General features: G+C 72.6%; 21 protein-coding genes. 10 read left to right on the forward strand and 11 right to left on the reverse strand.

What is annotated here, in order from left to right; genetic code table 11:
- Positions 1 to 14 precede the first annotated feature (14 nt).
- From IE94_RS0104940 to IE94_RS0104950, 3 genes are all read right to left on the reverse strand, one after another.
- A complete protein-coding gene (locus IE94_RS0104940) occupies positions 15 to 1,298 on the reverse strand; it encodes an aspartate aminotransferase family protein (RefSeq protein WP_030178667.1) in 1,284 nt (427 codons plus the stop codon).
- Positions 1,295 to 2,137: a nitrilase-related carbon-nitrogen hydrolase gene (locus IE94_RS0104945; protein WP_030178669.1), complete on the reverse strand. Its 843-nt coding sequence runs from the start codon at positions 2,135 to 2,137 to the stop codon at positions 1,295 to 1,297. Before IE94_RS0104945 ends, IE94_RS0104940 begins: the two co-directional genes overlap by 4 nt.
- A gap of 168 nt (positions 2,138 to 2,305) precedes the next feature.
- Positions 2,306 to 2,557 (reverse strand): helix-turn-helix domain-containing protein, encoded by a 252-nt coding sequence (locus IE94_RS0104950; protein ID WP_030178671.1) that lies wholly within the window; start codon positions 2,555 to 2,557, stop codon positions 2,306 to 2,308.
- Positions 2,558 to 2,657: 100 nt separating this feature from the next.
- On the opposite strand from IE94_RS0104950, the gene map reads away from it, so the two are divergent.
- Entirely contained in the window at positions 2,658 to 3,434 is a 777-nt protein-coding gene (map, locus tag IE94_RS0104955) for a type I methionyl aminopeptidase (protein WP_030178681.1), read from the forward strand.
- 615 nt (positions 3,435 to 4,049) lie between these two features.
- Entirely contained in the window at positions 4,050 to 6,578 is a 2,529-nt protein-coding gene (locus tag IE94_RS0104960) for an ATP-dependent Clp protease ATP-binding subunit (protein WP_030178684.1), read from the forward strand.
- Here IE94_RS0104960 and ggt read toward each other — a convergent pair whose 3' ends face one another.
- Positions 6,579 to 8,390, reverse strand: a complete 1,812-nt coding sequence (ggt, locus tag IE94_RS0104965; RefSeq protein ID WP_030178686.1) for a gamma-glutamyltransferase — start codon at positions 8,388 to 8,390, stop codon at positions 6,579 to 6,581.
- Positions 8,391 to 8,530: 140 nt separating this feature from the next.
- Between ggt and IE94_RS0104970 the strand changes: the two genes are divergently transcribed.
- Positions 8,531 to 9,289, forward strand: a complete 759-nt coding sequence (locus IE94_RS0104970; RefSeq protein ID WP_030178689.1) for a hypothetical protein — start codon at positions 8,531 to 8,533, stop codon at positions 9,287 to 9,289.
- A gap of 20 nt (positions 9,290 to 9,309) precedes the next feature.
- On the opposite strand, the gene IE94_RS0104975 is transcribed toward IE94_RS0104970, so the two are convergent.
- Positions 9,310 to 10,404, reverse strand: coding sequence for a LacI family DNA-binding transcriptional regulator (locus tag IE94_RS0104975; protein WP_030178693.1), 1,095 nt, complete (start codon positions 10,402 to 10,404; stop codon positions 9,310 to 9,312).
- Between the two features lie 117 nt (positions 10,405 to 10,521).
- Positions 10,522 to 12,315 (reverse strand): glycoside hydrolase family 35 protein, encoded by a 1,794-nt coding sequence (locus IE94_RS0104980; protein WP_030178695.1) that lies wholly within the window; start codon positions 12,313 to 12,315, stop codon positions 10,522 to 10,524.
- Between the two features lie 191 nt (positions 12,316 to 12,506).
- Between IE94_RS0104980 and IE94_RS0104985 the strand changes: the two genes are divergently transcribed.
- Entirely contained in the window at positions 12,507 to 14,114 is a 1,608-nt protein-coding gene (locus tag IE94_RS0104985; protein WP_030178698.1) for an amidase family protein, read from the forward strand.
- Between the two features lie 254 nt (positions 14,115 to 14,368).
- Here the strand turns inward: IE94_RS0104985 and IE94_RS0104990 are convergent, their stop codons facing one another.
- From IE94_RS0104990 to IE94_RS0105010, 5 genes are all read right to left on the reverse strand, one after another.
- Positions 14,369 to 14,776, reverse strand: coding sequence for a DUF6278 family protein (locus IE94_RS0104990; RefSeq protein ID WP_030178701.1), 408 nt, complete (start codon positions 14,774 to 14,776; stop codon positions 14,369 to 14,371).
- A 106-nt stretch (positions 14,777 to 14,882) separates the two neighbouring features.
- Positions 14,883 to 15,662 (reverse strand): exodeoxyribonuclease III, encoded by a 780-nt coding sequence (locus IE94_RS0104995; protein WP_030178703.1) that lies wholly within the window; start codon positions 15,660 to 15,662, stop codon positions 14,883 to 14,885.
- Positions 15,663 to 15,716: 54 nt separating this feature from the next.
- Positions 15,717 to 16,352, reverse strand: a complete 636-nt coding sequence (locus IE94_RS0105000; protein WP_030178706.1) for an MBL fold metallo-hydrolase — start codon at positions 16,350 to 16,352, stop codon at positions 15,717 to 15,719.
- A 44-nt stretch (positions 16,353 to 16,396) separates the two neighbouring features.
- Positions 16,397 to 17,755, reverse strand: a complete 1,359-nt coding sequence (gene pcaDC / locus IE94_RS0105005; RefSeq protein ID WP_030178710.1) for a bifunctional 3-oxoadipate enol-lactonase/4-carboxymuconolactone decarboxylase PcaDC — start codon at positions 17,753 to 17,755, stop codon at positions 16,397 to 16,399.
- Positions 17,756 to 17,768: 13 nt separating this feature from the next.
- On the reverse strand, positions 17,769 to 18,062 hold the full coding sequence (locus tag IE94_RS0105010; RefSeq protein WP_030178712.1) for a hypothetical protein: 294 nt from the start codon (positions 18,060 to 18,062) through the stop codon (positions 17,769 to 17,771).
- A 588-nt stretch (positions 18,063 to 18,650) separates the two neighbouring features.
- On the opposite strand from IE94_RS0105010, the gene IE94_RS0105015 reads away from it, so the two are divergent.
- From IE94_RS0105015 to IE94_RS0105040, 6 genes are read left to right on the forward strand one after another with little or no spacing between them, the layout of a single operon-like run.
- Positions 18,651 to 19,577 carry a hypothetical protein gene (locus tag IE94_RS0105015; RefSeq protein ID WP_030178715.1) on the forward strand — a complete coding sequence of 309 codons (927 nt, stop codon included), beginning with the start codon at positions 18,651 to 18,653 and terminating at the stop codon, positions 19,575 to 19,577.
- 16 nt (positions 19,578 to 19,593) lie between these two features.
- Positions 19,594 to 20,529: a hypothetical protein gene (locus tag IE94_RS0105020; RefSeq protein ID WP_157849323.1), complete on the forward strand. Its 936-nt coding sequence runs from the start codon at positions 19,594 to 19,596 to the stop codon at positions 20,527 to 20,529.
- A gap of 41 nt (positions 20,530 to 20,570) precedes the next feature.
- Positions 20,571 to 20,951, forward strand: coding sequence for a hypothetical protein (locus IE94_RS0105025; protein ID WP_030178724.1), 381 nt, complete (start codon positions 20,571 to 20,573; stop codon positions 20,949 to 20,951).
- A gap of 31 nt (positions 20,952 to 20,982) precedes the next feature.
- Positions 20,983 to 21,348: a hypothetical protein gene (locus IE94_RS0105030; RefSeq protein WP_030178727.1), complete on the forward strand. Its 366-nt coding sequence runs from the start codon at positions 20,983 to 20,985 to the stop codon at positions 21,346 to 21,348.
- Positions 21,349 to 21,387: 39 nt separating this feature from the next.
- Positions 21,388 to 22,803: a hypothetical protein gene (locus tag IE94_RS0105035; RefSeq protein WP_030178729.1), complete on the forward strand. Its 1,416-nt coding sequence runs from the start codon at positions 21,388 to 21,390 to the stop codon at positions 22,801 to 22,803.
- 3 nt (positions 22,804 to 22,806) lie between these two features.
- Entirely contained in the window at positions 22,807 to 23,835 is a 1,029-nt protein-coding gene (locus IE94_RS0105040; protein ID WP_030178731.1) for a polyprenyl synthetase family protein, read from the forward strand.
- Positions 23,836 to 23,840: the final 5 nt, after the last annotated feature.

Below are 23,840 nucleotides of genomic sequence, written 5' to 3' on the forward strand. Positions count from 1 at the left end.
GGAACGCGGCTCTCTCAGATGCTCCGCAGGGCGCGTTCGAGGATGGCGGCGCCCTCCTCGGCCTCCGCGACGGTGAGGGACATCGGCGGCGCGACGCGCAGCACGCTGGTGCCGTGGCCGCCGCCCTTGCCGACGAGCAGCCCGCCGGCGCGGGCCTCCTCCAGCACGGTGGCCGCCGCCTCGGGGGCGGCCTCGTCGGTGCCCGGCCGGGTCAGCTCGACGCCGATCATCAGCCCGCGCCCGCGCACCTCGCGCACGTGCGGCACCTGGGCGGCGGCGGCGCGCAGCCGCTCGATGAGCAGTCCGCCGACGCGCCGCGCGTTGCCCTGGAGGTCGTGCTCCAGGAGGTAAGTGAGGTTGGCGAGGCCCGCGGCCATGGTGACCTGGGTGCCGCCGAAGGTGGAGATGCTGTTGGCGTCCAGGCAGTTCATGATCTCGGCGCGGGCGATGACGCCGCCGACGGACATGCCGTTGCCGATGCCCTTGGCGAAGGTGACGATGTCCGGCGGGCCGCTCCGCGCGTGCGCCTGCCAGCCCCAGAAGTGCTCGCCGGTGCGGCCCCAGCCGGTCTGCACCTCGTCGGCGATCCACAGGATGCCGTGTTCGTGCAGCACCTCGCGGAAGGCGGCGTACAGGCCGTCCGGCGGGGAGGTGAAGCCACCGACCCCCTGGACGGGTTCGGCGATCAGTGCGGCCGGGGCGCGGGTGTGGCCGAGCAGGTCCTTGAGGTCGGCGACGCAGGCGTCGATGAAGTCCCGGTCGTCCAGGTCGGCGTAGGGGCCGCGGGTGCGGACGCCGCCGTGGACGTAGAGGGTCTGGAGCGGGGAGAGGGAGGTCGGGGACCAGCCCCGGTTGCCGGTGATGCCGACGGCGCTGAAGGAGCGGCCGTGGTAGCTGTTGCGCATCGCCAGGACGGTGTTGCTGCGCCGGTGGGCGGTGGCGAGCAGCAGGGCGGTGTCGTTGGCCTCGGTGCCGGAGGTGGTGAAGAAGACGCGGGCGTCGGGGATGCCGGACAACTGGGCGACGCGCTCGGCGAGTTCGACCATCGGGCGGTTGAGGTAGAGGGTCGAGGAGTGGACGATCCGGCCGGCCTGCTCGGCGACGGCCTTGGTGACCTCGGGCAGGGCGTGCGCGGTCATCGTGGTGAGGATGCCGCCGAAGAAGTCGAGGTACTTGTTTCCCTCGGCGTCCCAGACGTGCCGGCCGTCGCCGTGGGTGATCTCCAGCGGGTCCTCGTAGTAGAGGGCGAGCCAGTCGGGCAGGACGGCGCGGTGGCGGGCGAAGAGGTCGGGGGTCACGGCCGCACCAGCCCCTCGTAGGCGTCGGGGCGGCGGTCGCGGTAGAAGGCCCACTGCTGCCGGACCTCCTCGATGAGGTCGAAGTCCAGGTCGCGGACGACGAGTTCCTCCTTGCTGTCACTGGCGACGTCGCCGACGAACCGGCCGCGCGGGTCCACGAAGTACGAGGTGCCGTAGAAGTCGTTGTCCCCGTACTCCTCGACGCCGACCCGGTTGATGGCGGCGACGAAGTACTCGTTGGCGACGGCCGCGGCGGGCTGTTCGAGCTGCCACAGGTGGGCGGAGAGGCCGCGGTGGGTGGCCGAGGGGTTGTACACGAGCTGGGCGCCGCCGAGGCCGAGCTGGCGCCAGCCCTCGGGGAAGTGGCGGTCGTAGCAGATGTAGACGCCGACCTTGCCGACGGCGGTGTCGAAGACCGGCCAGCCGAGATTGCCGGGCCGGAAGTAGAACTTCTCCCAGAAGCCCTTGACCTGCGGGATGTGGTGCTTGCGGTAGGTGCCGAGGACGGTGCCGTCGGCGTCGATCACGGCCGCGGTGTTGTAGTAGAAGCCGGACTGCTCGACCTCGAAGACGGGGACGACGATCACCATGCCGGTCTCGCGGGCGAGGGCCTGCATGCGGCGGACGGTGGGGCCGTCGGGCACCGGCTCGGCCCAGCGGTAGTGCGCGGGGTCCTGGACCTGGCAGAAGTAGGGGGCGTTGAACACCTCTTGGAACCCGATGACCTCGGCGCCCCGCCGGGCGGCCTCGCGGGCGTGCTCCTCGTGTTTCGCCACCATGGACTCGGTGTCGCCGGTCCAGGTGGCCTGGACGAGAGCGGCACGTACGACGTTGGCCATGAGCTGCTCCTTCGACACGACGTCAGAGCCTCTACGCCCGTAGAGCAGGCCGTAGGGGGACGAACGTAAGCCTGGCCGCGGGGGCTTGCCAAGACCATCGTCGTCAAGGCGCGGTGTCGATCGTGTTTCGCACTCCTGTGGGTGAGTGCCGCGGTGCGTGCCGCCGCGTCAGACCGGCGCGGGCGCGCACCTGCCCACCAGCTCGTCCATGGACAGTCCCAGGGCGCCGGCCAACGCGGCCACCGTGAAGAACGCCGGGGTGGGCGCCCGGCCGGTCTCGATCTTGCGCAGGGTCTCGGCGGAGACGCCGGCCTGGGCGGCGACCGCGGTCATGCTCCGCTCGCCGCGGGCCGCGCGGAGCAGACGCCCGAGCTGCTCGCCGCGCTCGCGCTCTTCGGGGGTCAGAGGGGTCCGTACCATGGCGTCATTCTAATACCGGCTTCCCGTACCGCCCCCTCCCCCGGCCGGTCCAGCGCCGCCACGTGCGGTCTCCAATTAAAATACCGGTATAGTAATTGACATGGTGGAACTGAAGACGGACACATCGATCGACGCCATGCACGCGGCCGGACAGGTCGTCGCGCGCGCCCTGACCGCCGTACGGCAGGCCGCGGACGTGGGCGTGTCCCTGCTGGATCTGGACGCGGTGGCGCACGAGGTGCTGCGGGAGGCGGGCGCGGGCTCGCCGTTCCTCGGCTACCGGCCCTCCTTCGCTCCGACGCCCTTCCCCGGCGTCATCTGCGCCTCGGTCAACGACGCGATCGTGCACGGCATCCCGGACGGCTACCGGCTGCGCGACGGGGACCTGGTCTCCATCGACTGCGGGGCCCTCCTGGACGGCTGGGCGGGCGACTCCGCGCTCAGCTTCGTGGTGGGCACCCCGCACCCGGCCGACCTCGCACTGATCGAGACCGCGGAGCGGGCCCTGGAGGCGGGCATCGGCGCGGCCGTCGTCGGCAACCGCATCGGCGACATCGCCCACGCCATCGGCACGGTGTGCCGGTCGGCCGGCTACGGGATCATGGAGGACTTCGGCGGCCACGGCATCGGCCGGCACATGCACGAGGACCCGGGGGTGCCCAACGAGGGCCGTCCCGGACGCGGGCTCCCGCTGCGGCACGGCATGGTCCTCGCCATCGAGCCCATGCTGATCTCCGGCGGCCGCGACGACTACCACGCGGCCCCCGACGGCTGGACCCTGCGCACGAACGACGGCTCCCGGGCGGCACACGTCGAGCACACGGTGGCGATCACGGAGAGCGGCCCGCGCGTTCTGACATCGAGGGACGGCCTCTGACCGACGTCACGACGGGGATCGGGCGGGGGCCGGGCCGGGACCGGCCCGGGAGCGCGGTTGGAATCCGGGCCCGGGGCAGCCGTAAGCCCGAGCCGCCGACCGAGCCGGGAGCCCAACCGGAGGCCGAGCCGTGAACCGAGCCGGGAGCCCACCCGGAGCCCGAGCCACGGACCGAGCCGGGAGCCCAACCGGAGCCCGAGCCGCGGACCGAGCCGGGAGCCCAACCGGAGGCCGAGCCGTGAACCGGGCCGGGGCCTGGACCGCGGGGCGAGGCCGGATCGACAGACCGGCCGGAACCGCGACCACGACCGGCACCGCACCCACGGCCCGCACCCGCACCCGCACCCGCACCCGAGCGCAGGTCCGGGCCAGGCCGCAGACCGGGCCCGGATCGAAGGCCCGGCCGGAATCCGGGCCCGGGAGCCGGGCCGGGAGCCGGGCCGTGGGACGGGCCGGTCGTCGGCGCGGCTGGCCGCTCCGGCGAGGGTGCCGCTCCCGTGCGGGTTCCGGACATGCCCGGCGGAACAGAACGTGTCATGTTGGGCATGACCGCACGCCTGCCGGGTTACCCGGCCCCGGCACGTCGATCAGCGATGCAGCGGAGGTCCGTACACCATGACCAGCGGCTACATGGGCCCGGAGGGCGACCCGTTCGCGGAGTTCCTGGCACGCTTCTTCGGCGGGCCCAGGCCCCGGCAGATCGACATCGGCCGACTGCTCAGCCAGCCCGCCCGGGAGCTGGTGCGCGGGGCCGCCCAGTACGCCGCCGAGCACGGCAGCCGCGACCTGGACACCGAGCACCTGCTGCGGGCCGCGCTCGCCACCGAGCCGACCCGGGGGCTGCTCAGCCGGGCCGGTGCCGACCCCGACTCGCTGGCCTCGCAGATCGACGAGCGGACCGGCCCGGTGCAGCACCCCCCGGGCGAGGTCCCGCCGCCCACGTCGCTCTCCCTCACCCCCGCCGTCAAGCGCGCCCTGCTCGACGCGCACGAGCTGGCCCGCTCCACCGGCACCGGGTACATCGGCCCGGAGCACGTACTCAGCGCCCTGGCCGCCAATCCGGACTCGGCCGCCGGGCACATCCTGAACGCGGCCCGGTTCGCGCCCTCGAACCTCCCCACCGAGACGCCGGAGGCCGCGAAGGGCCGTCCCGAGAGCGCCCGGAGCACGAACACACCCACCCTGGACAAGTACGGCCGCGACCTCACCGATCTGGCCCAGCAGGGCCGGATCGACCCGGTGATCGGACGTGAGGAGGAGATCGAGCAGACCGTCGAGGTGCTCTCCCGGCGCGGCAAGAACAACCCCGTCCTGATCGGTGACGCCGGTGTCGGCAAGACCGCGATCGTGGAGGGCCTGGCGCAGCGCATCACCGACGGCGACGTGCCCGACGTGCTGATCGGGCGCCGGGTGGTCGCCCTGGACCTGACCGGCGTGGTCGCGGGCACCCGCTACCGGGGCGACTTCGAGGAGCGGATGAACAACATCGTGGGCGAGATCCGCGCCCACTCCGACGAACTGATCATCTTCATCGACGAGCTGCACACCGTCGTCGGCGCCGGCGGGGGCGGCGAGAGCGGGTCGATGGACGCCGGGAACATCCTCAAGCCCGCCCTGGCCCGCGGCGAGCTGCACATCGTGGGCGCCACCACGCTGGAGGAGTACCGCAGGATCGAGAAGGACGCGGCCCTCGCCCGCCGCTTCCAGCCGATCCTGGTGCCGGAGCCCACCACCGCCGACGCGATCGAGATCCTGCGCGGACTGCGCGACCGCTACGAGGCCCACCACCAGGTCCGCTACACCGACGAGGCGCTGGTCGCGGCCGTGGAGATGTCCGACCGCTACCTCACCGACCGGCGGCTGCCCGACAAGGCCATCGACCTGATCGACCAGGCGGGAGCCCGGGTCCGGCTCCAGTCGCGCACCAAGGGCACCGACGTGCGCGCCCTGGAACGCGAGGTCGACCAGCTGGTCCGGGACAAGGACCAGGCGGTCGCGGACGAGCAGTACGAGCAGGCGACCCGGCTGCGGGACCGGATCGTCGAGCTGAAGCAGCGGATCACGGAGGCCACCGGCGACGGCGAGGCCGACGAGGGTCTGAACCTGGTCGTCGGCACCGAGTCCATCGCCGAGGTGGTCTCCCGGCAGACCGGCATCCCGGTCAGCAGCCTCACCCAGGAGGAGAAGGACCGCCTGCTGGGCCTGGAGTCCCACCTGCACGAGCGGGTGGTCGGGCAGAACGAGGCCGTACGGGTCGTCTCCGACGCCGTGCTGCGCTCGCGCGCCGGGCTGTCCGGTCCCGACCGGCCCATCGGCAGCTTCCTCTTCCTCGGCCCGACCGGCGTCGGCAAGACCGAGCTGGCCCGGGCACTGGCCGAGGCGCTGTTCGGCAGCGAGGACCGGATGGTGCGCCTCGACATGAGCGAGTACCAGGAGCGCCACACGGTCAGCCGCCTGGTCGGCGCCCCGCCCGGCTACGTCGGGCACGAGGAGGCCGGTCAGCTCACCGAGGTGGTGCGCCGGCACCCGTACTCGCTGCTGCTGCTCGACGAGGTGGAGAAGGCGCACCCGGACGTCTTCAACATCCTGCTCCAGGTCCTGGACGACGGGCGGCTGACCGACTCGCAGGGCCGGACGGTCGACTTCTCCAACACGGTCGTCGTGATGACCAGCAACCTGGGCTCCGACGTGATCACCCGGCGCGGCGCCGGAATCGGTTTCGGCGCGGGCGGCGCGGAGGCGGACGAGGAGGCCCGGCGCGAACAGGTGCTGCGCCCGCTGCGCGAGCACTTCCGGCCCGAGTTCCTCAACCGCGTCGACGAGATCGTGGTCTTCCGCCAGCTCAGCGGCGAGCAGCTGCGGCAGATCACCAACCTGCTCCTGGAGCAGACCCGCCGCATGGTGCGCGCGCAGGGCATCACCGTCGACTTCACCGACGCGGCCGTGGACTGGCTCGCCGAGCGCGGCTACCAGCCCGAGTACGGCGCCCGCCCGCTGCGCCGCACCATCCAGCGCGAGGTGGACAACGAGCTCTCGCGGCTGCTGCTCGACGGGCGGGTCGCGGAGGGCGGCCGGTTGACGGTCGACGTCGAGGACGGGCGCCTGGCGTTCCGCACGCCCGAGCGGCCCGTCCCCGAACTCTGACTACCTCCCCCGCACCGGCTCGACGACCATCGCCGAGCCGCCGCCGCGCCGTACCTTCTCGGCCGCGGCCAGCCACGTGCCGTTGGCCAGCCGCTGCACGGCGGTCGCGGCGCCGATCTCGGGGTTCGGCTTGAAGGAGTGCCCGAGGGCCTCCAGTTCCGCCCGCAGGCCGCTGTCGTAGAGGCCGGGTTCCAACTCGGTCTGGGCGGCGTTGCGCTGGCTGGCGCGCGGAGCGGCGATCGCGTCGACGAGCGGGAGCCCGCGGTCGAGGAAACCGGTGAGGGTCTGGAGCACGGTGGTGATGATGGTGGCGCCGCCTGGCGAACCGAGGGCCACCACCGGCTTGTGGTGCCGGTCCAGGACGATCGTCGGGGCGATCGAGGAACGCGGGCGCTTGCCGGGCCCGGGCAGGTTGGGGTCGTGGACGGCCGGGTTGGCCGGGGCGAAGGAGAAGTCCGTCAGCTCGTTGTTGAGCAGGAAGCCGCGCCCCGGCACGGTGATGCCGCTGCCGCCGGTCTGCTCGATGGTGAGCGTGTAGGCGACGACGTTGCCCCACTTGTCGGCCACCGTGAGGTGCGTGGTGTTCTCGCCCTCGTACATCGTCGGCGCGGCCGTGCCGCTGCCCGCGCAGGAGCCGGGGTGCCTCGGGTCGCCGGGGGCGAGGGGGCTGGTGAGCACCGCGTCGTCCTTGATCAGGCACGCCCGCGAGTCGGCGTACCGCTGCGACAGCAGCTCCTTCGTCGGTACGTCCTCGAAGGCGGGGTCGCCCACCCAGCGTCCGCGGTCGGCGAAGGCGATGCGGCTGGCCTCGATGTAGCGGTGCAGGTAACCGGCCTTGTCCGCGGCGGAGAGGTCGGTGCGCTCCAGGATGTTGAGGGCCTCGCCGACCGTGGTGCCGCCGGAGGAGGAGGGGGCGATGGAGTAGACGTCCAGGCCGCGGTAGGAGGTCTTGGTCGGCGCCTGGAGCCTGGCCTCGTAGGCGGCGAGGTCCTTGGCGGACAGGTCGCCGGGGCGGGCGTTCCAGCCGGAGTCCGGGTCGACGGGCGGCTTGTTGACGGTGTCGACGATGTCCTCGCCGATGTCGCCGTGGTAGATCGTGCCGACACCCTCGCGGGCCAGCTCCCGGTAGGTGCGCGCCAGGTCCGGGTTCGTGAACGTCGAGCCCACGACCGGGAGTTCGCCGCCCGGCAGGAACAGCTCGGCGGTGTCCGGGAAATGGCGGAACCGCTGCTCGTTGGAGGCGGTCTGGGAGCGGAAGGTCTCGTCGACGGTGAAGCCCTGCCGGGCAAGTCGCTCGGCGGGCTTCAGCACGGACGAGAGCTTCCGGCTGCCCCACCGGTCCAGGGCGGTCTGCCAGGTCGCGGGGGTGCCCGGGGTGCCCACGGCCAGACCGCTGGTGACGGCGTCGGCGAAGGCGAGCGGCTTGCCGTCCTCCGTGAAGAGCTTCTCGTCGGCGGTGAGCGGGGCGGTCTCACGGCCGTCGATGGTGCGTACGGTGCGGGACTTGGCGTCGTAGTAGACGAAGTAGCCGCCGCCTCCCACTCCGGCCGAGTACGGCTCGGTGACACCGAGCGCGGCGGCGGTGGCCACGGCGGCGTCGACGGCGTTGCCGCCCTTGCGGAGCACCTCGATGCCGGCGGCGGAGGCGTCCCGGTCGACACTGGAGACCGCGCCGCCGTATCCGACGGCGACCGGGGTCTTCTGGGCCGCGGGCCCGCTTCGGGGCGTGGGTGGCGCGGCCGCCCCCACCGAGACCACCACGGCGGCCGAGACCGCCAGGACCGTCAGATTCCGTGCGACAGGGCGACGCATCCGCACCTCCAGGGAAAGGCCGTTCGGGCAGCTTAGTTGATCGTCATGGCCGCGTCAGGAGCACACGGCGAGCACGGTCGCGCCGGGGCGGCGCGCCCCGTCGAACACAAGTACGCCGACGCCCGCTAGCATGCGCGCCCATGACTGACGACGTACGCAACATCGTCCTGGGTGTGGTCGCGGCAGGCATCAGCGCCACGCTGGGCTGGCTGGCCCGTACCTACCTGTGGAAGCGGAGGCTCCGCCGCAAGCAGGCGTTCTTCGGGCTGCCGGACGGCTCCGAGTCGCTGCTCGTCGTCAACCGGGACCCGGCCGCCTCCGAACCGGCCGTCCACCGCTTCGACGTCTTCGCGCTGCTGGAGCTCTCCGCACTGATCAAGGACTGCGGCGCGCACGCCCAGGTGGTCACCCAGGACATGGTCGGTCAGGGCTTCGGCGAGCGTACGGAGTTCTGCGTGGGCGGCCCCGGTTCGAACCGGCGCATGGTCGCCCACATGGCGGCGATGCTGCCCGGGGTGCGGATGAACGTCGAATCGGAACCCGGCCCGGACCGGGGCGCCTTCCAGATCGGCGGCGAGCGCTACCGGCTGGAGGCGGGTGTGGTCGAGTACGTGCTGCTGGCCCGGCTGACCGCCGGGGACCGGCGCGAGGCCCGGCCCGCGTTCCTGTTCTGCGGCCAGCGTGCGATCACCAACCAGGCCGCCACCCGCTACCTCGCCCGGCACCACGAGAAACTGGCCCGCAAGCACGGCAGCAACTCCTTCGTGCTGCTGCTCAAGGTGGTCAACTCACAGGCCTACGGCCCGGACGTGGTCGAACTGGTCGGCGACGTCACCCGGGCGGCGACCAGCCCCCTGCCCACCCCTGCACCGGCCTCCCGCACCTCCCACCGGGCCTGAACGGTCCGCGTGCCGTCGGCTCAGGACCGCCGTTTCGCAGGGCCCTGAGCCGGGCCCTCGACCGGTGCCGTACTGGCGCGCACGACCAGTACGGGCTCGACGGAGGCGGGCTCCGGTGCCGCGTCCGGGTCGGCGATGTGCCGCAGCAGGCGGGCGACCGCGAGGGCACCCATCTCGGCGAAGGGCTGGGCCACCGTGGTCAGTGAGGGCGAGCAGTACTCGGCGAGCGCGATGTCGTCCACTCCGACGACGGAGATGTCCCGCGGCACCCTGCGGCCGGTCTCGTGCAGCGCCCGGATCACGCCGAAGGCCATCTCGTCACTGGCCACGAACACCGCGGTGACGTCGGGGATCCTGCCCAGCACCAGCCCGTTGCGATACCCGGAGGCGGGCGTCCAGTCGCCCTCCAGCACCGGTGGCACGGACCGTCCCGCCTCCTCCAGGGTGTCGCGCCAGCCGGTGCGGCGACCGGCCGCGTCGAGCCATTCCCGGGGGCCCGCCACGTGCCAGACCGTCTCGTGGCCCAGTTCGATCAGGTGCCGGGTCGCCAGGCGTGCCGCCAGGGTCTGGTCGACGGCGACGATCTCGGTGGCCGCTGTCCTCGACCCGTCGACGGTGACGGTCGGCACCGAGCGGGTGAGCCGCTCGATCCCCGGGCTCACGTGCACCAGCGGCACCGAGAGGACGACCCCCTCGACGTCCTGCTCCGCGAGCCGGGACAGCGCGTCCTCGATGGCCGCGGTGTCCAGGGACGCCGAGGTGGCGGTACTGACCGCGTACCCGGCCTCGCGTGCCGCGGCCTCGATGCCGAAGAGAAGGTTCGCGCGGGAGTAGAAGGTGGTCCGCAGGGTGACGACGCCGATCGTCCGGCTGCGGCCCGACGACAGCATCCGTGCCGCGTTGTTCCTGCGGTAGCCGAGTTCCTCGACCGCGGCGAGCACCTTCGCGCGGGTGCTCTGCCGGACGTGGGGATGACCGGCCAGGGCACGGGACACCGTCTGGGCGGAGACCCCGGCGAGCCGCGCCACGTCGGCCATGCCGGGCTGCCGGGTGTCGTCGTCGGCCGTCCGCCCGGTCACGGGCGTCCGGTCGGCCGCCGGCGTGTGCGGTGACATCGCTCGCCTCTCCACGAGAACGCGGCTCCGGGCCGCCGTCGGGGGTGATGGCCCCGTCCCGGAGTCCAGCGAGGAGCGATCCGACCCTTGGCATCGATAACATACTCGACCACGTCTTCAGTCGAAGGTCTCCACGTACTCCTCCGCCGGCCCGAGGTCGGGGCGGTCGTGCAGGACGACGCGCTCGCCGAGGCGTTCGAGTTCCAGCACGGTCAGGGTGTTGTCGCCCGGGCGCAGGAGCGGGCCGGGCAGGTAGAGCGTGGTCTGCGGTCCGATCTCCCAGTAGCGGCCCAGCAAGGTGCCGTTGACCCAGAGGAAGCCCTTGCCGAACCCGGGCAGGGCGACGAAGGTGTCCGCGGGCTCTGCCACGGACAGGACCGCGGTGGCGAACCCGGCCCGGCCGTCCGACGGGGCCGGGGCCGCCGCCGCGGCGCGTGCCGTCTCCCGCGGCGTCCAGGTGTCGAGCGGCAGCGGACGCATCGTCCAGCCGTGCACCAGCCGCCGCTCCACCCGCACGCCGCCGAGGATGCCCTTGCCCTGGCCGAGCAGCGGACCGTAGTTGATCCGCCCCTGGTTCTCCACCAGCAGCGCCAGCCGGACCCGCGCTCCGGTACCGCAGACGGTGAACGAGGCGCTCTCGCGGTCCAGTACGGCGACGGGGGCGTCGTCGACGAACACCTGGGCCCGGTCGTGCAGACCCGTGACGGTCACCTCGTGCTCCCCCGGGGGCAGCAGCGGCTCGGCCTCGTAGAGCACCAGGCCGGAGGCCAGGGACAGTTCCTCGAAGCTCAGCGGCAGCGGTGCGCTCACCGGCCGGGCCGCCGCGCGCAAGGCGCCGAGCAGTGCGGCCCGCCCGGTGACCGGTAGGTCACGGGGGGCCAGCAGCGGTGGGTCGGCCGGCAGCGGTCGCCGGGCCGCGGCGCCGTCGAGTGCGGTCAGCCTGTCCCGCAGGGCGAAGAACTTCGGGGTCAGGGCGCCGTTCTCGGCGATGGGGGCGTCCGAGTCGTAGCTGGTGACGGTCGGCTGGATGACATGACCGTCGTGGTTGGCGCCCGCCCACAGACCGAAGTTGGTGCCGCCGTGCGCCATGTAGAGGCTCACGGAGCCACCCTCGTCGAGGATGCCGCCGAGGTCCTCGGCGGCGCTCGCCGGCGAACGGACGTGGTGCTTCTCGCCCCAGTGGTCGAACCAGCCGTTCCAGAACTCGGCGCACAGGAACGGCTCCCCGCCGCGTCGCGAGCGCAGCAGGGCCGCTGCCTCGGCGGGGCGGGAGCCGAAGGTCGCCGCGGCCAGTTCGCCGGGGAGGGCTCCGCCGTCCTGCATCAGCGGGGTGGGGCCGTCCGCGGTGTAGAGCAGTTCGGTGATGCCGCGGGCGACGAGGGCGTCGCGGATGTGGCGGACGTAGGAGCGGTCGTCGCCGTAGCTGCCGTACTCGTTCTCGATCTGCACGGCCACGACCGGTCCGCTCCGGCCGGCCTGGAGGTCCGCGACGCGGGGGATCAGCTCGTCGAACCAGCGGTCGACCGCTTCGAGGAAGGGGCCGTGGGACGTACGCAGCCGCATGCCGGGGGCACCGGTCAGCCAGGCCGGCAGACCGCCGTTGTCCCACTCGGCGCAGATGTACGGCCCCGGCCGCACGACGACGTCCAGGCCTTCTTCCTGGGCGAGCCGGACGAAGCGGGCCAGGTCGCGCGGGCCGTCGAAGCGGATGTCGCCCTCGGTGCGTTCGTGGAAGTTCCAGGGGACGTAGGTGTCGACCGTGTTCAGGCCGAGGGCGGCCAGGCGTCGGAGCCGGTCGGCCCACTGTCCGGGGTGGACCCGGAAGTAGTGCAGCGAGCCCGACAGCAGGCGGTGCGGGCGCCCGTCGCGCAGGAGGGTGCCGTCGGCGTAGGTCAGGGTGGAGCGCTGCACGGTTCCTCCTCGACAGCGGTGGCGCGGAGCACGGGAACCGGACCGGCCATGGGTAGCTGCGACTATGACAGACGATGTTATCGATGCCAATGGGTCGTCGGGCGGGTCGGAGACGGCGGCACCGCTTGCAACAACTGCCCTGGCCGGGGCGGCCCTTGTGCCGGGCGGTGCGGTGTAGTGGGCTGTCCGCCATGAAGAAGAGAAGCATGGCGGCCCTGACCGCGATCCTGGTCGTGGCCCCCCTCGTCGCGGCGGCGCCCGGTGGGCGGGCCGGGGCCGCGGAATCCGGACCCGGAGACGCGGCGCGATCCGCCGAGTCGACGCTGGTGGGCGGAGTCGACCTCGACACGGTGACCATCCCCGCGTTACAGGCCCGCATGAACCGCGGGTCGCTGTCCTCGCTCAAGCTGACCCTCGCCTATCTGCGGCGGATCAAGGCCGTGGACCCGAGGATCAACGCGGTGCTGCGCACCAGCCCGACGGCCCTGCGCCAGGCGGCCGCCAGCGACCTGAGACACCGCCTCGGCAAGACCCGTGGTCCGCTGGACGGCATCCCGGTCCTGCTCAAGGACAATGTGCACACCCGTGACATGCCGACCACCGCCGGCTCGCTGGCCCTCGCCGGGAGCCCACCGGACACTGACGCGGACCTGGTCGGCAGGCTGCGGGCGGCCGGCGCGGTGGTCCTCGGCAAGACCAACCTGTCCGAGTGGGCCAACTTCCGTGCGGCGAAACCGACATCGGGGTGGTCGGCGGTGGGCGGGCAGGCCAACAACCCGTACGTCCTGGACCGCAACCCCTGTGGTTCGTCCTCCGGTTCGGCCGCGGCACTCGCCGCCTCGCTGGCCCAGGTGGCGATCGGGACCGAGACGGACGGCTCCATCGTGTGCCCCGCCGGGATGAACGGCGTGGTCGGTCTCAAGCCCAGCCTCGGCGTGGTCAGCCAGTCGGGCGTGGTACCGATCTCCGCCGAGCAGGACACCGCGGGACCCATGGCCCGCAACGTGATCGACGCCGCGCTCACCCTCTCCGTACTCGGCGGGCCCGACACCGTGCGCGTCGCCGGCGCTCCGAGCCTCACGGACGCGGCCGGCCGTCCCGGCACCCTGCGCGGCAAACGGATCGGCCTGTGGCGACTGCCGTCGCTCGGCGCCGAGGTGGAAGCCCTCATGACCGGCACGGCCGAACGGCTGCAGGCCGCGGGGGCCGAGGTCGTCGAGGTCGCCATGCCGTACCAGGAGCGGCTGGCCGAACTCGAGTTCCCGGCGCTGCTGAGCGAGTTCCACCGGGACATCGACGCCTACCTGCCCACGCGCGGTGGGCCGCGGGACCTGGCCGAGCTGATCGAGTTCAACCGCACGCACCCGCGGGAGCAGACCTGCTTCGCCGGTCAGGAGCTGTTCGAGCAAGCGCTGGCCGCGCCGCCCACCACCGACCCGGGGTACCGGGCGATGCGCGCGGAGTTGACCGACCTGTCCCGGCGGTCCATTGACGAGGTCATGGCCGCGCACGACCTGGACGCCATCGCCTCCCCGGCGAACCCGCCCGCCTGGACCACCGACTGCGCGCGCGGCGACAACGACGTGATCCCGTCCTCCACCCCCGCCGCCGTCGCCGGGTATCCCTCGCTGTCCGTGCCCGCCGGGTTCGTCGGCGAACTGCCGGTCGGGCTGCTCCTCATGGCCGGTGACCGCCAGGACGCCGAACTGCTGTCCCTGGGGGCGGCGGTGGAGCACCGGCTGAACGCCTGGCGGGCGCCCCGGTACCTGCCCTCAGCTCCGCCCGGCACCTCACGCTGAGCCGACCGGCGAGCGCCACGTCGTCGAGCATCGTCCCGACGACGACGCTCGCCGGTGTGCAGCTGACCTTCTCCTCGCCCGCGAGCAGTGATCTCCGGCTGCACCCTGCGTGGTCCCCCGTGCGTTCGTGTCCGCTCCGACCGGTGCAAGGTATCGAGACGAAGGTCACGAATGCCGCCGACACGCACCTTTCGATCATTACCCCTATTTAAGGCGGGCTCCCCGGCGGACGACCGCGAGGGCGGGGGGGCGGCTCACGCTTCGGCGACCTCGCCGTACAGCTGCGAGAGCTCGGGAGCGCCGTCCTGCGCCCACGCGTGCCCGTTCGCCACCACGTCGAACTCCCGGCCGGAAGCGAGCCGGACGACCGGCTGCCCGTCCGACCGGATGATCCAGGCGGCGCCGGGTACGGTGCGCACGATCACGGTGCCGAGGTACAGACCGGCGTCGTTGCCGAGCCAGGTGAGGATCTCCTCGTCGCCGCGCCAGCGGGGCAGCACCTGGTCCAGCTGCTCCAGGGAGCGCGCGGAGTCGTCGAGCCCGACCCCCTCCCGCAGCGCCTGCGAGCGCAGCAGATCGCATTCGGCGAGCAGGTCGCCGATGCCCTCCGCGTCGCGCGCCCGGGAATCTTCGCGCCGCTTGCCCAGGAAGGGGAAGTTCATACCTCCACACTGTCATTCGTACCGCCATGTGCACCACAGGGCACGCGGACGGCGTAGACGGTGTGCGCGGCGTACGTGGTGTGCGCGGTGGCCGCGGTGTGGGCGGCTACAGGTCCAGGTCCACCACGACCGGCGCGTGGTCCGAGGCGCCCTTGCCCTTGCGCTCCTCGCGGTCGACGTAGGAGTCGGTGACCGCCTTGGCGAAGGACTCGTTGCCGTACACCAGGTCGATGCGCATGCCGCGGTTCTTGGGGAAGCAGAGCTGGCGGTAGTCCCAGTAGGTGAAGGGGTGGTCGTACTTGAGCGGGCGCGGGACCACGTCGGACAGGCCGGCGCCGCGCAGGGAGGCGAGGGCGGCGCGCTCGGCGGGGGTGACATGGGTGGCGCCCTCGAAGGCGGCGCGGTCGTAGACGTCGTCGTCGGTCGGCGCGACGTTGTAGTCACCCATCACGGCGAAGGGGCGGCTGCCGGCGGCGTCGCCCTCGACGGCGGCGCGCAGGGCCTCGAACCACTGGAGCTTGTAGGCGTAGTGGGGGTGGTCCACCTCCCGGCCGTTCGGCACGTAGACCGACCAGACGCGGGCCGGACCGCAGGTGGCGGAGATCGCGCGGGGCTCCTGGGCCCCCTCGTAGCCCGGGTCGCCGGGCAGGCCCTTGACCACGTCCTCCAGGCCTACGCGGGAGAGCACCGCCACCCCGTTCCACCGGCCGGTGGCGTGGACCGCCGCCTCGTAGCCCGCCTCGCGCAGCTCGTCGAAGGGGAACTGCGCCTCGGCGACCTTGGCCTCCTGGAGGCACAGCACGTCGGTGCCGCTGCTCTCCAGCCAGGCGAGGAGCCTCGGCAGGCGGGCGGTGATCGAGTTCACGTTCCAGGTCGCGATGCGCATGTCCCACAACCTACCGGGCGGGACTGACAACGCGGTCCCGCCCGGGGCGGGGGCTCAGAGCCGCGCCGAGTCGCCGGGAGTCAGCCGCAGGTGCTCGGCGCCGCCCAGCTCGCCGATCTGCCGGTCGTAGATCGGCCGGGCGAGGTCGGTGAGGAGCGCGTCGTGGATGTCGTAGGCCCGCCGCGGTCCGACCTCCCGCACGTACTCGATCACCTCGGCGATCTTGTTCCAGGGGGCCATGACCGGCAGCATCAGCGTCTCGACCGGGTGGTCGGGGACGGTCAGGGCGTCGCCGGGGTGGAAGACCTTGCCGCCGTCCACGAGGAAGCCCACGTTGGTGATGCGCGGGATGTCCGGGTGGATCACCGCGTGCAGCTCCCCGTGGACCTGTACGTCGAAACCGGCGGCGGTGAAGGTGTCGCCGTGACCGACGGTGTGGACGCGGCCGGGGAACGCCGCCGAGATCTTCTCCGCGACCGACTTCAGCGTCCAGATCGCGGCGGCCGGGTTGTTCTCCATGGCGGCGCGCAGTCGCAGCTCGTCGAAGTGGTCCGGGTGCTCGTGGGTGACGAGGATCGCGTCCGCGCCGAGTGCGGCGTCCTCCTCGCTGAACCCGCCGGGGTCCAGGACGAGCGTCCGCCCGTCCTTCTCGAGGCGGACACAGGCGTGCGACTTCTTGGTGAGCTTCATGCCCTCCATCCTGCCGCCGCCCGCCCGCTCTCGGCCCGCAGGGCTCACTCCGGTGGTGTCGTCTCCTCGCGGATGACCTGCTGGGCCACCCGGAACGCGCCGTTCGCGGCCGGCACCCCGCAGTAGACGGCCGCCTGGAGCAGTACTTCCTTGATCTCGCCCGGGGTGAGGCCGTTGCGCAGGGCGGCCCGGAGGTGGGGCGCCAGCTCCTCCAGGTGGCCGCCGGCGACGAGGGCGGTGAGCGTGACACAGCTGCGCGAGCGCCGGTCGAGGCCCGGGCGGTCCCAGACCTCCCCCCACGCGTAGCGGGTGAGGAACTCCTGGAAGTCCCCGGAGAACTCGTCCGCCTGCGCGAGCGTCTGGTCGACGTGGCCGTCGCCGAGGACCTCGCGGCGCACCTTGAGCCCCGCGTCGTACGGATCGGGCCGCCCGTGTGCCTGCGGCGGCACGACGGGGGCCGGGGCGATCTCGGCGATGGGCGCGGCCTGCGGGGGCTGGACCGGCGCCGGCTGGACGGGCGCGGCGGCCTGCCCGGCGACCGGGACCGGCACCGGGTGTGCGGGGTGCGCGGCGGGGTGGACCGGGACGGGGACCTGGCCGGTGGAGGTGCCGTCGTGGGGGGCCTGCCAGGCGGTGGTGAAGTGCCGCACCAGCAGGTCGGTGACGGCCGCGGGCTGCTCGACCGGGACCAGATGGGAGGCGCCCGGGACGACGGCGAGGCGGGCGTCGGGGATGCCGGCGACCAGGGTCCGGGCCTCGGCGGGACCGGTGACCTGGTCGTCGGAGCCGACGAGGACCAGGGTGGGGACGCCGACCCGGCCGAGTTCGCCGCGCACGTCGAAGGCGGCGAGGGCCTCGCAGGCGGCGATGTAGCAGCCGGGGTCCGTGGTCCGCACCATCTGCACGGCCCACTCGGTGATCGCGGGCTGGGCAGCCGCGTACCCGCCGGTGAACCAGCGCTCCGGGGAGCTGCGCGCGATGGGGTCGAGCCCGTTGGTGCGCACGATCACACCGCGCTGGCGGAACTCGTCGGCGGTGCCGAACCGGGGCGAGGCGGCGATCAGCGCCAGGGAGGCGAGGCGCTCGGGGTGGCGCAGGGCCAGCTCGATGCCGACGGCACCGCCGAAGGCGCATCCGGCGTACCCGAAGCGCTGCACGCCGAGCCCGTCGAGGGTGGCCAGCAGCCGCGTGGTGATGTCGGCGACGGACCCCGCCGGGTGGGCCGGGGCACCTCCGTGTCCGGGCAGGTCGAACCGGAAGACCCGCCACTGCTGAGCCAGTTCGGGCACCTGCCGGTCCCACATGTGCCATGTGGTACCCAGTGAGGGACCGAGGATCAGGACCGGGGCCTCTTCTGGCCCGTCAAAGCGGTATTGCAGGGTGTTCGGCACTGTCTCACTCACGCCCCGCACCCTCTCACGTCTCACGGACCCCGCGAAAACGCGGGGGTGCGGGGAAGCGGTCCGACCAGGTCGAAGACCTCGCGGGCGGCGTACCGGGGAAGGGCCGGGAGGAGTCCCTCAGGGCGTCCGTGTCCGGGAGTTCGTCCAGGACGCCGTGGACGTAGGGGTGTAAGACGGCGAGGTCGATGTCCCGGGGCACGCCGCGCAGGGAGCCGACCGGTACGCGGGCGTAGTTGACGGTCGCCATCCGCTCGGGGTGCCGCTTGCGGAAGGGGGCGAGCCCCCTTTCCCGCTCCGATGTCCTCATCACGCGGCGGGACGAGGACGTCGCTCAGCGGCGGCCGGCACCACCGGTCGCCGTCGCTGCGGGCGCGAACCGCCGTACGGACACTGGGCGGCAGCAACGCCGTGTCCCCCTGTGGCCGGGCACCGGACGGACGGGAAGCCGGTCGGGCTTGAGGGAGCCGACCGCTCCGAGGTGGGGGCCTGTGGGCGGATGACGTCCGCCGGCCGGGGATCTCTTCGTCGCAGGCCGCACTGCTGCGGCGCCCACATCAGTGTCGGACGGCTCCGCTTTCGCGGGTCACCGCCAGACGTGGCGGATTCCGGGGAGCCGTCCCGCCATGCGCGCGCCGTCTCGCGAGCGCCGCGCGCCGGCCGGGACGGCCCCGGGGGCACCTCCGCGGGAGGGGGCACGACCGCGGGTGCGGCGCGGTCACCGCCGTCAGCGCGCGCCCGTTCTGCGAGTGCGCAGGCGCGGCCGACCGGACGGGCCTGCGCACTCCACGCGTGAGCGCACAACCCGGCTCGCACGGGGTCGGACCACGCCTCCCCGGTGGAGTGAAAAGCACGAGAACGGGCAGGTGAGGGGGAGTTTGCCTGCCAAGATCCCCGTATGGGAACCCCCACACTCGATCTCGCAGTCGGAGTAACCTCCGCGACCCTGGACACAGGTCTGAAGCAGCTGCACGCCGGTCACCGGGACCTGCTGAGAGGTGACCGCGACGAGATCGTCTCCGGCGTCCGGTACTCCCTCGGCTGGGACCTTCGGGAACCGCCCAGGGTCTCCCTGGGCGCTCCCGACCCGGCTCGCTGGGAGAAGACGTGGAAACAGGCCGGTGTCAGTGCGCTGCCGTCCTGCGGGGTGGTCCAGTTGGTGATGCCGGATCTGTGGCTCCGGTGGGCCCCGGAGGGTGGCACACCCCGTGAGCTGAGCTGCAGCGTGGCGGTGCCCGCCCGTCTGCTGGCCCTCGACGGTGCGGTCCGGGTCGAGCTGCTCGGGGTGTGGATGGAGGCTCCCCCGATCGACGGCAACGACCGGACGGTCCTCAAGAGAGTCCTCGTCCCGAGACTCCTCAAACGGGGTGGGGACCTGCTGAAGCGGCTCGAGCTCCCCGCCCAGCAGCTCTTGGGGCAGTCCCTGGATCTCACGCCCGTCCTGGTGGACGTCACCGACACCTACCTGGTCGTCGCCACCGGGTCGCAGCCTGACACCGCCTCGGTCTCCGCGGTCGACTGGCCGACGGGCAAGGAAGTCTTCTGTCTGGTCGGCCCCGCTCTGGTGAAGAGGCTCGTCGGCGCGGCCGCGCAGCAGGAGGCGAGCAAGGGCGATCCCGTCGTCGACGTCAAGGAGTCGCTGCCAGGGGTGGCCGAGGCCACGCTCAAGGCGTACTTCCGCGGGCTCAAGGATCTGCGGGTCGACGCCCAGGATCCCACCCGCCTCACCGCCGGTGTGGACATCGCCTGGAAGGGCGGCGTCACCCTCTTTCCCATCGCCCCCGACGGGGGCTGCGCGCTCGTCGAGGCCACCCAGAACATGTGACGAGGAGCGTGCCCGCGTGACCCGATGCGATCTCGTGGTGGCCCTGGGACAGGACACACTCAACGACCTCCTGCGCAGCTCGGCGTCCCGTCCCGGCCTGCGCGACGCCCTCCTGGCCGGCACGCTCCAGGTGCCCATGGGTGACCGGAGCATCCCGCTGGACTGGTCGCTGGGGGAGCCGCCGGTGCTGTCACTGCACGACCCCACCGACGACGAGTGGCGGGCGGCGATCGGCCCGCGCGGCGTCCCGCCCCGCCGGGTGAGAGGCGCGTTCACCGTGCTGCTGCCCCGGTTGACCGTCAGCGGTCCGAGCATCAAGCGGGCCAGCCGGAGGGTGAAGGTCCTCTGCACGCTCGCCGCGGGCTCCGGAACGCTCGACTTCACCCCGCTGGGTGCCGAACTGGACCTGCGGCACGTCCCGGACCCCAGCGACCGGGCCGTCTACCGGCACATCGTGGTACCCCGGGCGCTCCAGGCCGCACGGGGTCTGCTGGGCCGTACCGCACTGCCCCGCATCGACGTGGCGGGGCTCTCCTTCGGCGACTTCGCCCTCACGGCGGGAGCCGGCATGCTGGTCGGCGCCGCGAACACCGACGACCGGCCGCCCGCCCCCACTCCCGATCCGGCCGCCATGTTCCCCCGCATGCCCGGCTTCGAGGTCCTGCTGTCGCGCGACGCCCTCGAACGCGCGGCCCGCGCCGCCGTGTCCGGCCTGGCCGGCCGCTCTCAGGGCGTCGGCGGAAGCTCCAGTTTCGGGATCGGCCGGGCCCAGTACGAGGGCCGGGTCCACGTGAACGCCGCCACCGCCCGCGTCACCGGCAACCCGCTGGACCTGGACGTCGACATCTCCCTGGCCGTCCACGCCGAAGCCGGGATCGACCTCTTCCAGGACATCGGGGAGGCCCTCAACCACGCCGCGGAGGGCATCGGCCGCGCTCTGGCCAGCTACTGACAGCACGCCTGCCCCTCCGCACCCGCCCCTCATGGAGCCTCATGTCCGACATCGGCATCTCCTACGACGCCTCCGTCCTTCCCGAACCGCTGCGCGTGCGCGTCCGGCTGCACCTGACCGACACCACGGTCCGGGCGACGCTGGAAGACGTCCCCGGCTTCGTCACCACCCTCCGCCCGGTCGGCAACGTCGGCGAGCAGATCCTCTCCGGTGTCGCCTGGCCCGTGGCGCAGACCCTCGGGATCCTGCTGCCCCAGGTCGGCCACCGGCTCCTCGCGGGCCAGTCCTTCGACCTGCTGCCACTCCCGGCGCCACCACCCGTGCACCTGAACGGCCAGACCCTCACCCCCGTCCTGGACAACCCGTCCCTGAGCAGTCGCGACGGCATGCTCAGATTCACGGCCTCGCCCCGCCTGGCCTGACCCCGGTTCCCCGAAAGAACAGGACCCGTACATGGCACTCATGGACTTCAAGACCATCACCAAGCCCGACCCCCCGGAGGTCACCGTCCAGGCCGGCACCGCGCCCGACGGGAAGCTGACCCTCGAACTGGTGAACCTGAAGCTCTCGGACGTCGCCTTCCTCCCGGCGAGCGTGGCCGCCGTCCCCGTCGGGGTCCTGTCCATGCTGCTGTCGGAACCCGCTGCCTCGGCCGTCAGGGAATTCCTCACCGGCCAGACCCTCGACGTGCCGCTCCCCCAGCCGCTGGGAACGTCGTTCCCCGCCGGCGACAGCGAGGTGGAGGTGCGGCTCGACCGACCCGAACTGGGCTCCCACGACGGGATGCTCATGATCAGCGGCACCGCCTCCGTCTCCTGACCCTTCCCGCCCCGCGCCCTTCCCAGGAGCCCTCTCCGAATGAACGACCCGCAGATCTCCCCGGACGGCGGGCCCTCCGCCGCCGAGCCCCTCCGCCTTGCCGACACACCGGGCTATCCCCTGGCCCGCGGTGTGGACACGACCGACATCGACGCCGTCCCCTACGACACCGGCGCCCTGAGCATCCGCTTCGGCGATCTCGCCCTGCACCCCCTGGCGGCACCGGAGCCGGTGGCCACCGACGTCCTGGGGGAGATCACCAAGGTCACGTACCGCATCCCGGCCCTGTCGCTGACCGGCCGTTACGCGCTCGACGCGCGGCCGGACGAGATCAGCGCGATCGACGCCGGCGGCAACCCCTTCCAGCCGCTGACCGCAGAGCAGCAGCAGCCGACCTTCCCGGCCGCCCCCGCACCCCACACGCCGCCCGACGAACGGACCCAGGAACGGTGGCACGGGCGGGCCCGCGCGCACCGCGACGCCCTGATGCGGACGGAGAACGGCAGGAAGCTGCTGGTCGAGTACGGGAAGCACAACGACACGTACTGCGAGGTCTTCGCCGGCACCGACAGTGTCAGCAAGATCCTGCGGAAGGAATGGAGGGCCCGCGGCGTCACCCGCCGCATGGCAGAGCACACCTACTCCGTCACCGATCCCGACACTCCCCGTGGTGAGCAACAACCGGTCAACGAGTGGACCGACGACGAAAGCGGTGTCTCCTACAACGGCCATGCCTGGAGTCAGCGGACCCTGCTGGTCACGGCCCTCGCGACGAAGGCCAGCAGCCGCAAGCGCAAGGGCGACGTCCAGAACGCCGAGCGCTACCAGGCGGCGGCCAAATCCACCGAGTCCTTCAGCCTCGAAGTGCAGCAGACCGGTAACGCCTCCGGGGACACGACTCCCCTGACCCAGCAGCAGGTTTACCAGACGGTCGAGCGCCACTCGGGGACGGTGTCCGCGCCGTCCACGGAGGCCATGGCGCGCTACCAGCCGCCCGCCGGGCCGGAGGAGCTCATGGCCCGGGAAGCGCCCGGCGAGACCGCCGGGGCGGAGCCCGACGGCTGGGTGGCACTGAACGCAAAGGACCACGCGGTCATCGAGAGCATCCACCAGGCCTTCTACCACCAGGAGGCCGCCGAAGCGGACCCCGCTGACAACACGCTGCACCTGGGGCAGGTCTCGGCACGGCTCGAAGACGTCCGGATCACCGTGAAGCTGCCGGCCGGGCCGGGCGGTCCTCCCACCGAGCCGGAAGACGTCGAGGTGGTCCTGCCGGAGTTCGATCTCGGCGTGCAGGACGAACACTGGGAGGGAAACGCCGGGGCGGTGGCCAAGGAGCGCCTTGCCGGCATGTCCTTCCTCCTGGGGCTGCTGCGCGACTCCACGGCCGAGACGCTGCGTCACAGCGTCCTGGCCGGCACGCCCGGATACACACCGCCCACCGAAGGGGCCTGACCGGTGCTCATCCTCGACAAGGGCGCGGCCCCCGAGGACGTGGCCGGGTCCGTCTGGGCGGAGTTGCTGGCGGAGGACCTGGGCCGCTACGAAGCGACCCTGGAAGAGGCGCTGGAACCTCAGCGGGAGTACCTCAGCGAAGCCGAGTACACCGTCTACCGGCGGGGCAAGAGGCTGCGCCCGGCGGTGCTGCTGCTGGCCGCCCGCATGGTGCACGGGCCCACCCCGCTGCCGGCCAAGGTGCTCCAGGGCGCCGTCTCCCTGGAAATGCTCCACGTCGCCACCCTCATCCACGACGACGTGGTGGACGGCTCCATGCTGCGCAGGGGAATGCCGTCGGTGAACGCCGCCCGCGGACCGGGCACCGCGGTGATCGTCGGCGATCTGCAGTTCGTCCAGGCGGTGCGCGGTTTCGTGGACGCCATCGACCGCGACAGCGACATGGCACTGGTCAAGCTGGTGCTGGACAGCGCGTTCGACACCTGCCGCGGCGAGCTGGACGAGCTGCACACCGACCTCTCCCAGGAGCCCGCCGCCCTGGTGACCCGCTACTGGCAGACCGCGGACCGCAAGACGGCCGTCCTGTTCGGGCTGGCCGCCGAGTCCGGGGTCGTACTGGCCGAGGGGCGCAGCAGTGACGCACGCCGGGCCGGTTTCTACGGACGCGGGTTCGGCCGCGCCTTCCAGGTCATGGACGACCTGTTCGACCTCGCCCGGGCCGAGGCCGCGTCCGGCAAACCGTGCGGGGTGGACCTGCTGCGCGGCCGGGCTTCCCTGCCGTTGATCTACGCCATGGCCGAACTGGGTCCCGGCCATCTCGTGAGCAGGGTCATGCGCGGGGAGCTCGCCGGCCCGCAGGCGCTGGCGCGGGCCGTCGCGCAGGTCCGTGCCGGCGGCGGCTTCGCCCGTGCGTACGCGGATGCCCGCACCCAGGCGCTCGACGCCCTGGAGTTTCTGCGCCCCTTCCCGGACAACCCCTACCGCCGGGCCCTGCACGACCTGGCCCTGCACGTGGTGGACCGGTCCCCCTGAGCCCA

The organism is Streptomyces violaceorubidus, assembly GCF_000717995.1.
GTDB lineage: Bacteria > Actinomycetota > Actinomycetes > Streptomycetales > Streptomycetaceae > Streptomyces > Streptomyces violaceorubidus.

Coding starts and splice junctions, on each gene's coding strand:
- map (WP_030178681.1), top strand. CDS start 2,658: ATGGTGGAACTGAAGACGGACACATCGATCGACGCCATGCACGCGGCC.
- IE94_RS0104985 (WP_030178698.1), top strand. CDS start 12,507: ATGAAGAAGAGAAGCATGGCGGCCCTGACCGCGATCCTGGTCGTGGCC.
- IE94_RS0104970 (WP_030178689.1), top strand. CDS start 8,531: ATGACTGACGACGTACGCAACATCGTCCTGGGTGTGGTCGCGGCAGGC.
- IE94_RS0104945 (WP_030178669.1), bottom strand. CDS start 2,137: ATGGCCAACGTCGTACGTGCCGCTCTCGTCCAGGCCACCTGGACCGGC.
- IE94_RS0104950 (WP_030178671.1), bottom strand. CDS start 2,557: ATGGTACGGACCCCTCTGACCCCCGAAGAGCGCGAGCGCGGCGAGCAG.
- IE94_RS0104960 (WP_030178684.1), top strand. CDS start 4,050: ATGACCAGCGGCTACATGGGCCCGGAGGGCGACCCGTTCGCGGAGTTC.
- ggt (WP_030178686.1), bottom strand. CDS start 8,390: ATGCGTCGCCCTGTCGCACGGAATCTGACGGTCCTGGCGGTCTCGGCC.
- IE94_RS0105000 (WP_030178706.1), bottom strand. CDS start 16,352: ATGAAGCTCACCAAGAAGTCGCACGCCTGTGTCCGCCTCGAGAAGGAC.
- IE94_RS0105010 (WP_030178712.1), bottom strand. CDS start 18,062: ATGAGGACATCGGAGCGGGAAAGGGGGCTCGCCCCCTTCCGCAAGCGG.
- IE94_RS0105025 (WP_030178724.1), top strand. CDS start 20,571: ATGTCCGACATCGGCATCTCCTACGACGCCTCCGTCCTTCCCGAACCG.
- IE94_RS0104975 (WP_030178693.1), bottom strand. CDS start 10,404: ATGTCACCGCACACGCCGGCGGCCGACCGGACGCCCGTGACCGGGCGG.
- IE94_RS0105030 (WP_030178727.1), top strand. CDS start 20,983: ATGGCACTCATGGACTTCAAGACCATCACCAAGCCCGACCCCCCGGAG.
- IE94_RS0104995 (WP_030178703.1), bottom strand. CDS start 15,662: ATGCGCATCGCGACCTGGAACGTGAACTCGATCACCGCCCGCCTGCCG.
- IE94_RS0105015 (WP_030178715.1), top strand. CDS start 18,651: ATGGGAACCCCCACACTCGATCTCGCAGTCGGAGTAACCTCCGCGACC.
- IE94_RS0105035 (WP_030178729.1), top strand. CDS start 21,388: ATGAACGACCCGCAGATCTCCCCGGACGGCGGGCCCTCCGCCGCCGAG.
- IE94_RS0104990 (WP_030178701.1), bottom strand. CDS start 14,776: ATGAACTTCCCCTTCCTGGGCAAGCGGCGCGAAGATTCCCGGGCGCGC.